This window comes from Roseovarius sp. (assembly GCF_040219995.1).
GTDB lineage: Bacteria > Pseudomonadota > Alphaproteobacteria > Rhodobacterales > Rhodobacteraceae > Roseovarius.
This window is the reverse complement of record NZ_JAVJUC010000030.1, coordinates 78,717-88,343: the sequence shown is the minus strand read 5'-3', so window position 1 is coordinate 88,343 and position 9,627 is coordinate 78,717. Positions and strand designations below refer to the sequence as shown.

Below are 9,627 nucleotides of genomic sequence, written 5' to 3'. Positions count from 1 at the left end.
AGGCGCGAAAGATGAAGGCCGAGCCGTCGATCAGATGAAGATGACAGCCTTTTCCGAATCCGGTGCTCATGTCGCGCCCCCTCACTTGACCCTGCCGGGCTTGTTTGCCACGAAGCCGCCCAAGGTGCCAGCGGCTTCATGGCAGAGGGCGCTTCGCCACAGTTTGGCCGCACTTTGTCCAAATTCGAGACAAAGTTTTTCCAATTGACCCATAGATCAAGGCTAAACCTTTTGGCACGTTGGTCGTGTAGAGCGGCCAGTCCATTTTTATGACCGTCCAATCCTAGTTCCAATTCAGGCTGGCCGCTCTGCACGAAACCAACCCGCAGCGCCGGTCGGCGCGTTTCGGCCGGTCTGCTTCAAAACGGAGAAGACAGATGCCACGTAAAAGCGAAGACCCTCCCAAGACAGAACACACGGAAGACGAACAACCTCGCACACCGCGCAAGGACAGGCCGATTATCGTGTCACGGCAACAATTCAACGATTTTGCAATGATCTGACTTTAGCTGCGAGATCTGGGCTCTGAATTGTTTTGATTGATTCAGTTTTTGTATCTGGCGCATATCGTAAGGCTCAGGAACAGGGAGCAGGATCGGTCATTTTCGCCTCAATTCCGATCAATCGGCGCAGTTTTCGCCCGTCGATACTGCCAAGCACCGCCGTTCTGCCCACGACGAGCGCCGGAGTGCCATAAAATCCAAACCTGCGAGCGAGGCCGGCCGTTCTCGCGATGGTATCAGCGACGTCGGCACCCTGCATGTCCATTAGCAACTGCTCGACATCAATGCCCGCGTCCAAGGCAATTTGCCTGATATAGGCCGTATTCGGCAGAAATGGCGTGCCCATCAATCGGTCATGAAAGAATGTGTAAGCGCCCTGACGTTTGGCCGCCAAGGCGGCCTCGGCAGCGCGGCGTGACGCGGGACCAAGCAAAGGCAACTCGTGCCATGTGACGGTGATCGGTTCGCTGGCTTCCAGTTCATGGAGGAGCGGCGACAGCACCCGGCAGTAGACACAGCGCGCATCCGAGAAATAAGCGATCGGCACATGATTAGCCGGTTTCGGTGCCGCGAAGAGATGCGCGCAAACTGACCTGTCGGACAGCCGTGCATCAGCCTGATCAATCCCCACCAATGCCGGATTGCCCCTGGAGACCGCACCGCCGGCCAACTGACGGAATCCGTCAATTCCGGGTAGTGGCTCGAAAGTCAGCGTTGGTGCAAAAAACTCGGCCATACGTGGCAGGGCGAAAAACGCCCCTGCACCACCCGCCGCAGCCATCACAAGGGCCGTGCGGCGGCCCAGCATGACAGGCCCTCAGACCTTGCCCTCGAAATCGCGATGAATGAGCTTGGCGTCGCAATAGGGGCATTCGACATAGCCCGTCTCGGGTGAGATTTTCAACCAGACGCGGGGATGACCCAATGCGCCTTCACCCCCATCGCAGGCGACTCGGTAGCTGTCCACGATACGGGTTTCCGGGGCCTGGGTTACCATGGGGGCGTTTCCTTTTGCCGTGCTTTCCACTAGGTGCGAATATGAGTGAAGCCAAGCCGAGGGGCAAGAGCAGCATGGCGGCAAATGCCATCGAAATCCGGGGACTGACCAAAACCTACGACGGTCAGGGCAAGAGCCCTGCGAAACAGGCCCTTACGGGGGTCGATCTGGATATTCCACAAGGATCGGTCTTTGGTCTTCTGGGCCCGAACGGGGCGGGGAAATCGACACTGATCAACATTCTGGCCGGGCTGGTCGTTAAAACCGCCGGTCAGGTAACGATCTGGGGCTTTGATCAGGATCGCAACCCGCGTCAGAGCCGTGCCTCGATCGGGGTGATGCCGCAAGAACTAAATCTCGACCCGTTCTTCACTCCGCGCGGCGCGCTGGAGGTGCAGGCCGGGTTATACGGCGTGCCGCGTGCGCAGCGCCGCACTGACGAGATCCTGCGGCTGATCGGGCTGGAGGACAAGGCCGAGGCCTATGCACGCACCCTTTCGGGCGGCATGCGACGGCGGCTCTTGCTAGGCAAGGCGCTGGTTCATCATCCGCATATTCTGGTGCTGGACGAGCCGACGGCCGGCGTCGATATCGAGTTGCGACAGATGCTGTGGGAAAACGTGCGAAAGCTCAACCGAGAGGGGATGACGATCATCCTGACCACGCATTACCTCGAAGAGGCCGAGGAGATGTGCGACGAGATCGCGATCATCAACCTGGGCGAGGTGGTGGCGCGGGATTCGACCGCAAACCTGTTGGGGCGGCTTGATGCGAAGACGATGATCATTCAACCTGACGGACCGGTACAGACCTTGCCCGAGGCACCGGGCTTGACCGTGTCGCGACGCGACGGCGGTTCGTTGGAAATCACCTATCATTCTGCCGAGACCCCTGCAGAGGCGGTGCTGGCCGCTGTGCACAACGCCGGGATCTCGATCCGTGACGTCAAGACCGAGCAGGCGGATTTGCAGGATGTGTTCCTGGATCTGACACGCAGCCGCTAGGCGTCTTCACCCCAGCCATCGGATTGCATTTCGCGCAGGCGGCTGGCGGTGCGTTCGAATTCGAATGAGCCCTCGCCCTCGAGGTAGAGGTATTCCGGTTCTGCCGCTGCCGAGCAGATGAGGCGCACATGCGCCTCGTAAAGCGCGTCGATCAGGGTGACGAAGCGCTTGGCCTCGTTGAAATTGCTTCGGCCCAGTTGCGGGATGTTTTCCAGAATCAGCACGCGCGATGCCTCGGCCAAGGCAAGGTAGTCGGCGGGGCCAAGGGGGCGCCCGCAGAGGTCGTAGAAGGTGGCCCGTGCGACCCCGTTGTGAAAGGCCGGAATTTCAACCGCACGCTTGTTGACAATGATGTCATGCGGGCTGCCCTGACCACCAGTCAGATCCTGCCATATCGTCTCTATCTCGGCGCGATTCTCTGAATTGAGAGGCGAGAAATAGGTTTGGCTTCCGGCAAGACGGTCTTGCCTGTAATCGGTGGGGCCGACCATTTCATGAACGACCATGCGCTCCTTGACCAGCGCGATGAAGGGCATGAACAACTGTCGATTAAGCCCGTTCTTGTAGAGATCATCCGGCACCCGGTTTGACGTGGTGACCACCACCACCCCGGCCGCGAAAAGCGCCTCGAACAACCGCCCCACGATCATCGCGTCGGTGATGTCGGTGATCTGCATTTCGTCGAAGGCTAGCAGCCGCACGGAATTTGCCACGTCAGCGGCAACCGGGGCAAGCGCGTCGGCCTCGTTGCGGGCGCGCGCGGCGTGCAGCCCGGCATGGATTTCCTGCATGAAGGCGTGGAAATGCACACGCCTGCTGGGCACGTCGAGGGTCTGGACGAACATGTCCATCAGCATGGATTTGCCGCGCCCGACCCCGCCCCAGATATAGAGGCCCTTGGGCGGCTCTGGCGCGCGGCGGAACCAGCCCTTGCGCGGCGCATCGGCGAGGGTGGCGCGAATGCGCTCGAATTCCGGCAAGACCGCCTCCTGCGCGTCGTCGCGGGTCAATTCACCCTCTGACACCAGGCGGTCATAGAGTTGGGGCAGCGTTTCCATACCCTTCGGAATATCGCGATGCGGGGCGCGGGAAAAGCGCGAATGCTCAGGCGCGGCGGGCGAGTTTCTGCATGACACCCACCAGATCGGCGCTGATTCCCGGCTCTGACAGCGCGTGACCGGCGACCGGGATCATCCGCAAATCGCATTTCGGCCAGAGCGCGGCCACCTTATGCGCAGTGATCGGCGGGCAGATCATGTCATAGCGGCCCTGCACGATGGTGCCGGGCACGTCGCGCAGCCGGTCCATGCGCGCAAGGATATGCCCGTCTTCCTCGAGAAAGCCGCGATGCGTGAAATAGTGGTTTTCAAGCCGGGCGAAGGCGCGGGCGTAATCCGCCGGGCTGTCGCCGCCGACACCGGTGGATTGCACCGTGGCAAGCGCGTTTTCCCAGGCCGACCACGCCTTGGCATGGGTGATCTCTTGCGCCAGATCGCCGGAGAAAAGCCGCTTGTGATAGGCGGCGATCAGGTCGTGGCGTTCCTCCTCGGGGATGAGCGCCACGAAACGCACCCAGGTTTCCGGCCAGAACGCCCCGGCGCCGCCGCCATAGAACCAGTCGAGCTCGCCTTCTGTCATGGTAAACACGCCGCGCAGCACCAGATGCAGCGCGCGGTCGGGATGGGTCTGGCCATAGATCAGTGCCAGCGTGGCACCCCAACTGCCGCCGAAGACGATCCAGCGGTCGATGCCGAGGGTTTCGCGAATCTGCTCGATATCGCGCACCAGATGCCATGTGGTATTGGCCTCGACGCTGGCATGCGGGCGCGAACGACCACAGCCGCGCTGATCGAAGAGGATGATTCGGTAGATCTCGGGATCGAAATACCGCCGCATCGCCGGGCTGCATCCGCCGCCCGGCCCGCCGTGCAAGACAACGACCGGCAGGCCATCGGCCCGGCCCGACTGCTCCACATAGATCGTGTGACCGTCGCCCACATCAAGCATCTGCCGGTCGAAGGGTTCGACCGGGGGAAAGAGATATTGTACTGCGCTTTTATGGCCCGAGACTTTATCCATGAATGTCCTATATATCGCACGTTACCAATTGAGCCATAGGGAGACCGGAATGCAAGCCGCGCAGAGCACCATAGATGCCGCCGAGGTCGCGAAATTCGAAGCGATGGCCGCCGAATGGTGGGATCCGAACGGCAAATTCAAGCCGCTTCATATGCTAAATCCTTGCAGGCTGGATTATATCACGTCGCAGATTGCGGCGGAATTCGATCGTGACCTTCAGGTGAATGCGCCGTTCGAGGGTTTGCGCATTCTCGATATCGGCTGTGGCGGCGGATTGCTAAGCGAGCCTATGGCGCGGCTTGGGGCCGATGTCGTGGGCGCCGATGCCGCCCCGCGCAACATCCCGGTGGCGCAGGTGCATGCCGAGCAATCGGGGCTGGAGATCGACTATCGCCACACCACGGCCGAGGATATGGCCGCAGAGGGCGAACAGTTTGACGTGGTGCTCAACATGGAAGTGGTCGAGCATGTGGCCGACCCGCTGGCCTATCTGACGGCCTGTCAGCAGTTGCTGAAGCCCGGCGGGCTGATGGTCTGCTCGACGATCAACCGCAACCCCAAGAGTTTCGCCATGGCCATCGTCGGCGCGGAATACGTGATGCGCTGGCTGCCCAAGGGCACGCATGAATGGTCGAAATTCATCACCCCGGACGAGCTATACGGCGTGATTTCGCAGGCTGGGCTGACGCCGGTGGATCGCAAGGGCTTCGTGTTTAACCCGGTGACATGGCAATGGCGCCTGTCGGATCGGGATTTGAGCGTGAATTACGTGACGGCGAGCGTCAAATCTCCAGCCTGATGCGCAATTCGCGCAGCACCGGCAGGCTGGCGCGCACACGGTCCTCGCCCAGATCGCGAATGAGGTCCGAAACCATCGGGGTAATCGCCGCCATCGCCGCATCGCGCGCCTGACGGCCAGAGGGGCTGATCGCGACCATCTTGCGCCGCGCATCGTCCCAATCGGGGCGGATATGAACGTAGCCGGCCCATTCCAGTTTCGACAGTGTGTTGGTCATCGCGCCGCGTGTGACGTGAAAGCTCTTGGCCAGTTGCGCCGGGCTGCGTTCATCGCCGATCCGGGCGAGATGGTTCAAAACCGAGAAATGCGAGATTTCCATACCCTTCGGCAGCACACGGCTCAGCCGGTTGCGGATCAGCTGCTCATTGGTGAGGATCTCGCTAAAGAGCGCCACCGCAAGGGAATTACTGGTTGTCTCGTCCATTCAGGGGCCATCAAACACGCGGTCATGGCGCAGCGAAGGCACGCGCCTGCGTGCTTGTGCCACCTCCGAGGGGTCAAGATCAACCATCACGATCCCGTGATCGGTGCCGCCATCGGCCAGAACCTCGCCCCAGGGCGCGATTGCCATGCTGTGCCCATGCGTTGTGCGGGTCCGTCCCCTTGTGGCGGTATGGGTGCCGGTTTGTGCGGGGGCCAGCACGAAACAGCCGGTCTCGATGGCGCGGGCGCGCAGCAAGGTTTCCCAATGCGCGGCACCGGTCACGGGGGAAAAGGCGGCGGGCACGGTCAGGATTTCGGCCCCGGCATGGGCGAGGCGGCGATGCAGGGCGGGAAAGCGGATGTCGTAGCAGATCGTCAGGCCGAGCTTGCCCCACGGAGTTTCTGCCAGCACCGCGCGCGCGCCGGGCCGAAAGCCATCGGATTCACGATAGGTTTCCTCGGGCGTCACATAAACGTCGAACATGTGGATCTTGTCATAGCGCGCCTGAACGTCGCCCTGCGGGTCAATCAGGAAAGAGCGATTGGCAAAGCGCCCGTCGGGATCATCGGTCTTGAGTGCGAGCGAGCCGATCAGCAGCCAGACACCGTGCCGGGCGGCCTCGGCCCTCAATCCGGCCAGAACAGGGTCTGTTTCCTCGGGATGCAGCACCTCATTCTGGTGGCTGCGGCTGGTCGAGACGCAATTCGTGACCTCGGGCGTGAGGATAAACTCCGCACCTTGCGACACGGCCTCCTCCATCATTGCGCGGACCGTGGCCAGGTTGTCCTCTGGCTGGTCGCTGCTGGTCAGTTGCAGGAGGGCCGCGCGCATCGGATCAGCCCTGTAGCATCGGATCGAGCTTGCCCGCGCGTTCCAGCGCATAAAGCTCGTCGCAGCCGCCGACATGAGTTTCTCCGATGAAGATCTGCGGCACGGTATGGCGACCGTTGGCGCGTTGCATCATCTCGGCCTTGCGCTTGGGCTGCGCCAGAACGTTGATCTCGGAGAAGTTGATGCCCTTCTGTTTCAGCAGGCGTTTGGCCGCGTGGCAAAAGCCGCAGAGCGGCGAGGAGTAGACTTCGACTGGTTGCATGGTGCGCGTTCCGTTTTGTTTGACGGGAACCTAAGCATCCTTGGCGACACGCGCCAGTGTCAGAATGCACACATCCTGCGCGCCAGCCGCGAAAGCGGCCTGTGCTGCGGCCGAGAGCGTGGCACCCGAGGTCATCACGTCATCGACGATGAGCACCGGGCGATCCACGATCAACGTGCGGCGGGCCGGGTTGACGCGGATTGCATCGCTCAGCATGGCGTGACGCGCAGCGCGGTCGAGGCCATTGAGCGATTGCGTCCGCTTGCTGCGATGCAACAGATCGAGGCAGTGCGGCTGGCCGGTCTCACGCGCAAGCGCCTGCACCAGCAGGGCGGATTGGTTGTAGCGACGCCGGAGCATGCGCGTCCAGTGCAGCGGCACCGGCGCAAGCAGGGTGTCGGGCTGCAAGAGCGGCGCGGCGGCGCGCGCAAGCCATTTCGCCGCCGGGCGGATGACATCATGCCGGTCGCCATGCTTGAGCGCGAGCACGAGGCGGCGGCCATTCTCTTGATAGAGCAGCGCCGCGCGCCCACGTGACCAGGGCCGGGCATGGGTGAGACACTCATCGCAGAACTCGGCCTGCGCGCCCGCCTCGCCGGGCAGCGGCACACCGCAGGCATCGCAGACCAGCCCGGAAATGAACGGCGTATCCCGCCAACACGGGCCGCACAGGCCGAAATCGCTATCGACAGTCACGCCGCAAAGCGTACAACGCGACGGATAGATCAATCGGACCGCTGTTTGAAATGCCGCTCTGTGCACCCTAGTCTCCTGCCTATGACCCAGACACCGCTCACCGACCGTCCTGCCCTGATCCGCAACCGCCTGCGCGCGGCGCGGGCCCCGGCGCTGTTCCTCCACGAGGTGGCGGCGGATGAGCTAGAGGATCGTCTGGCGGTGGTTAACAAATCCTTTACCGCGCCCGCCGTGGTGACGGGTTTTCCCGAATTCTGGCAGGCGCGCCTGCCGGAGGCGCGGGTGGTCGCGGATGATGACACGCTGGCGCTGGAGCCGGGCGCGCATGATCTGGTGATCCATGCCATGTGCCTGCATTGGGCAAGCGACCCGGTGGGCCAGCTCATTCAGATGCGGCGCGCGTTGCGGCCTGATGGGCTGATGCTGGGGGCGCTGTTGGGGGGCGGCAGTTTGCAGGAGTTGCGCGCGGCCTTGGCGCAGGCCGAGGCGGATGTGACCGGGGGCCTCTCGCCGCGTATCCTGCCGATGGGGGAAATCCGCGATCTCGGCGCACTGTTGCAGCGGGCGGGCTATACCCTGCCGGTCGCCGACCGGCTGCCGCTTAGCGTCGAGTATCGCGATCCCTGGCACCTGATGCGCGACCTGCGCGCCATGGGCGAGACCAATGCGATGAGCACCAGGCCCAGACGGATGATGCGGCGCGCGGTCCTGAACCGGGCCTGCGACATATACGCGCGTGAATTCGGGACGGGCGCAGGCCGCATTCCCGCGACGTTCGAGATGATTTTCCTGACAGGCTGGTCGCCTGACGAAAGCCAGCCACAACCCTTGCGCCCCGGATCGGCCAAGGCACGGCTGGCGGACGCACTCGGTGCAGAGGAAAAACCGCTGAAAGATTGACCTTGGGCTGCGAACCTATATGTCACCCCTGACCCGAGACTGACAGGATTGACCAAAGCCATGCTCGATGCCAGCCGTGATGCCGCACGCCCCGCCCATGCCCCTGCCGATCACCCCAAGGTGCCGAAGGCCAAGACCGGCGTGCTGCTGGCCAATCTCGGGACGCCCGATCATTACAGCTATTGGCCGATGCGCCGCTATCTTAACGAGTTCCTGTCGGACCGGCGGGTGATCGACTACAGCCCTTGGAAATGGCAACCGCTATTGCAGCTTATCATCCTGACCAAGCGGCCCTTTACGAGCGGCGAGGCGTATAAATCCATCTGGAACGAGGACAAGGGCGAGAGCCCGCTGATGACCATCACCCGCGACCAGACCGCGAAGATGGCCAAGGCGATGGAAGAGCGCTACGACGATCAGGTGATGGTCGATTTCTGCATGCGCTATGGCAACCCCTCGACCAAGTCCAAGGTCCGGGCGATGGTCGAGGCGGGGTGCACGCGCATCCTGTTCTTTCCGCTTTATCCGCATTACGCGGGGGCCACCTCGGCCACCGCAAACGACCAGTTCTTTCGCGCGCTGATGGACGAGACATGGCAGCCGATCGCCCGCGTGGTGGAGCCCTATTTCGAGAATCCGCTCTATATCGAGGCGCTCGCCGAATCGGTCGAGCGCGCCTATTCGCAGATCGAAAAGCGGCCCGAGATTCTTGTCGTGTCATATCACGGCATGCCCAAACGCTACCTTATGCAGGGCGACCCCTATCATTGTCACTGCCAGAAAACGACGCGGCTGCTCAAGGAAAGGCTTGGCTGGGAGGATACCGAGATCACCACCACGTTCCAGTCGGTGTTCGGCCCCGAGGAGTGGCTAAAGCCCTATACGGTCGACGAAGTGGCGCGGCTGGCGCGCGAGGACGGCAAGAAACGCATCGCCGTGATGGCCCCGGCCTTTTCTGCCGACTGCATCGAGACGCTGGAAGAGATCAACGAGGAAATCCGCGAAAGTTTCGAAGAGGCAGGCGGCGAGGAATTCACCTATATTCCCTGCCTCAATGACGATGACGCGCATATCAGGGCGTTGTCATCCATCGTGGAGAGTAACCTCATGGGTTGGCTGGACTGAGGCACCT

The 9,627-nt window shown here is 62.1% G+C and carries 13 protein-coding genes; 5 read left to right on the top strand and 8 right to left on the bottom strand.

All coding sequences use genetic code 11. From position 1 onward, the window contains the following. On the top strand, positions 1–208 hold a 208-nt coding region (locus tag RID11_RS13820; RefSeq protein WP_350140146.1), incomplete at its 5' end, for a hypothetical protein. Between the two features lie 368 nt (positions 209–576). Here RID11_RS13820 and RID11_RS13815 read toward each other — a convergent pair. Both RID11_RS13815 and RID11_RS13810 read right to left on the bottom strand, forming a co-directional pair. After that, entirely contained in the window at positions 577–1,311 is a 735-nt protein-coding gene (locus RID11_RS13815; RefSeq protein WP_350140144.1) for a DsbA family protein, read from the bottom strand. Positions 1,312–1,320: 9 nt separating this feature from the next. Then, positions 1,321–1,500, bottom strand: a complete 180-nt coding sequence (locus RID11_RS13810) for a zinc-finger domain-containing protein (RefSeq protein WP_350140142.1) — start codon at positions 1,498–1,500, stop codon at positions 1,321–1,323. Between the two features lie 74 nt (positions 1,501–1,574). Here RID11_RS13810 and RID11_RS13805 point away from each other — a divergent pair, with 74 nt between their 5' ends. Beyond that, positions 1,575–2,504 (top strand): ABC transporter ATP-binding protein, encoded by a 930-nt coding sequence (locus RID11_RS13805; protein WP_350140157.1) that lies wholly within the window; start codon positions 1,575–1,577, stop codon positions 2,502–2,504. Here the strand turns inward: RID11_RS13805 and zapE are convergent. Together zapE and pip are read right to left on the bottom strand one after the other, a co-directional pair. Then, positions 2,501–3,562: a cell division protein ZapE gene (gene zapE, locus RID11_RS13800; protein ID WP_350140140.1), complete on the bottom strand. Its 1,062-nt coding sequence runs from the start codon at positions 3,560–3,562 to the stop codon at positions 2,501–2,503. The genes RID11_RS13805 and zapE overlap by 4 nt on opposite strands. A gap of 46 nt (positions 3,563–3,608) precedes the next feature. Continuing rightward, the gene (gene pip / locus RID11_RS13795; RefSeq protein WP_350140138.1) at positions 3,609–4,583 is read right to left on the bottom strand and encodes a prolyl aminopeptidase; all 975 of its coding nucleotides are present in this window, start codon (positions 4,581–4,583) and stop codon (positions 3,609–3,611) included. Positions 4,584–4,632: 49 nt separating this feature from the next. Between pip and ubiG the strand changes: the two genes are divergently transcribed. Further along, positions 4,633–5,382 carry a bifunctional 2-polyprenyl-6-hydroxyphenol methylase/3-demethylubiquinol 3-O-methyltransferase UbiG gene (gene ubiG / locus RID11_RS13790; RefSeq protein ID WP_350140136.1) on the top strand — a complete coding sequence of 250 codons (750 nt, stop codon included), beginning with the start codon at positions 4,633–4,635 and terminating at the stop codon, positions 5,380–5,382. Here ubiG and RID11_RS13785 read toward each other — a convergent pair. The 4 genes from RID11_RS13785 to RID11_RS13770 are packed head-to-tail and all read right to left on the bottom strand — an operon-like array spanning position 5,366 to position 7,661. Further along, positions 5,366–5,806 carry a MarR family winged helix-turn-helix transcriptional regulator gene (locus tag RID11_RS13785; RefSeq protein WP_050663809.1) on the bottom strand — a complete coding sequence of 147 codons (441 nt, stop codon included), beginning with the start codon at positions 5,804–5,806 and terminating at the stop codon, positions 5,366–5,368. The two genes, ubiG and RID11_RS13785, sit on opposite strands and share 17 nt — an antisense overlap. Continuing rightward, the gene (locus RID11_RS13780) at positions 5,807–6,637 is read right to left on the bottom strand and encodes a carbon-nitrogen hydrolase family protein (RefSeq protein ID WP_350140134.1); all 831 of its coding nucleotides are present in this window, start codon (positions 6,635–6,637) and stop codon (positions 5,807–5,809) included. 4 nt (positions 6,638–6,641) lie between these two features. Then, positions 6,642–6,899 (bottom strand): glutaredoxin 3, encoded by a 258-nt coding sequence (gene grxC / locus RID11_RS13775; protein ID WP_350140132.1) that lies wholly within the window; start codon positions 6,897–6,899, stop codon positions 6,642–6,644. 30 nt (positions 6,900–6,929) lie between these two features. Beyond that, on the bottom strand, positions 6,930–7,661 hold the full coding sequence (locus RID11_RS13770; RefSeq protein ID WP_350140130.1) for a double zinc ribbon domain-containing protein: 732 nt from the start codon (positions 7,659–7,661) through the stop codon (positions 6,930–6,932). Between the two features lie 15 nt (positions 7,662–7,676). Here RID11_RS13770 and RID11_RS13765 point away from each other — a divergent pair, with 15 nt between their 5' ends. Next, positions 7,677–8,495: a methyltransferase domain-containing protein gene (locus tag RID11_RS13765; protein ID WP_350140128.1), complete on the top strand. Its 819-nt coding sequence runs from the start codon at positions 7,677–7,679 to the stop codon at positions 8,493–8,495. A gap of 60 nt (positions 8,496–8,555) precedes the next feature. Next, positions 8,556–9,620 (top strand): ferrochelatase, encoded by a 1,065-nt coding sequence (hemH, locus tag RID11_RS13760; RefSeq protein WP_350140126.1) that lies wholly within the window; start codon positions 8,556–8,558, stop codon positions 9,618–9,620. Positions 9,621–9,627: the final 7 nt, after the last annotated feature.

What these genes read in the sequence shown, in the direction of transcription:
- RID11_RS13815 (WP_350140144.1), bottom strand. Translation starts at nt 1,311, where the DNA reads ATGCTGGGCCGCCGCACGGCCCTTGTGATGGCTGCGGCGGGTGGTGCA.
- RID11_RS13810 (WP_350140142.1), bottom strand. Translation starts at nt 1,500, where the DNA reads ATGGTAACCCAGGCCCCGGAAACCCGTATCGTGGACAGCTACCGAGTC.
- RID11_RS13805 (WP_350140157.1), top strand. Translation starts at nt 1,575, where the DNA reads ATGGCGGCAAATGCCATCGAAATCCGGGGACTGACCAAAACCTACGAC.
- zapE (WP_350140140.1), bottom strand. Translation starts at nt 3,562, where the DNA reads ATGGAAACGCTGCCCCAACTCTATGACCGCCTGGTGTCAGAGGGTGAA.
- pip (WP_350140138.1), bottom strand. Translation starts at nt 4,583, where the DNA reads ATGGATAAAGTCTCGGGCCATAAAAGCGCAGTACAATATCTCTTTCCC.
- ubiG (WP_350140136.1), top strand. Translation starts at nt 4,633, where the DNA reads ATGCAAGCCGCGCAGAGCACCATAGATGCCGCCGAGGTCGCGAAATTC.
- RID11_RS13785 (WP_050663809.1), bottom strand. Translation starts at nt 5,806, where the DNA reads ATGGACGAGACAACCAGTAATTCCCTTGCGGTGGCGCTCTTTAGCGAG.
- RID11_RS13780 (WP_350140134.1), bottom strand. Translation starts at nt 6,637, where the DNA reads ATGCGCGCGGCCCTCCTGCAACTGACCAGCAGCGACCAGCCAGAGGAC.
- grxC (WP_350140132.1), bottom strand. Translation starts at nt 6,899, where the DNA reads ATGCAACCAGTCGAAGTCTACTCCTCGCCGCTCTGCGGCTTTTGCCAC.
- RID11_RS13765 (WP_350140128.1), top strand. Translation starts at nt 7,677, where the DNA reads ATGACCCAGACACCGCTCACCGACCGTCCTGCCCTGATCCGCAACCGC.
- hemH (WP_350140126.1), top strand. Translation starts at nt 8,556, where the DNA reads ATGCTCGATGCCAGCCGTGATGCCGCACGCCCCGCCCATGCCCCTGCC.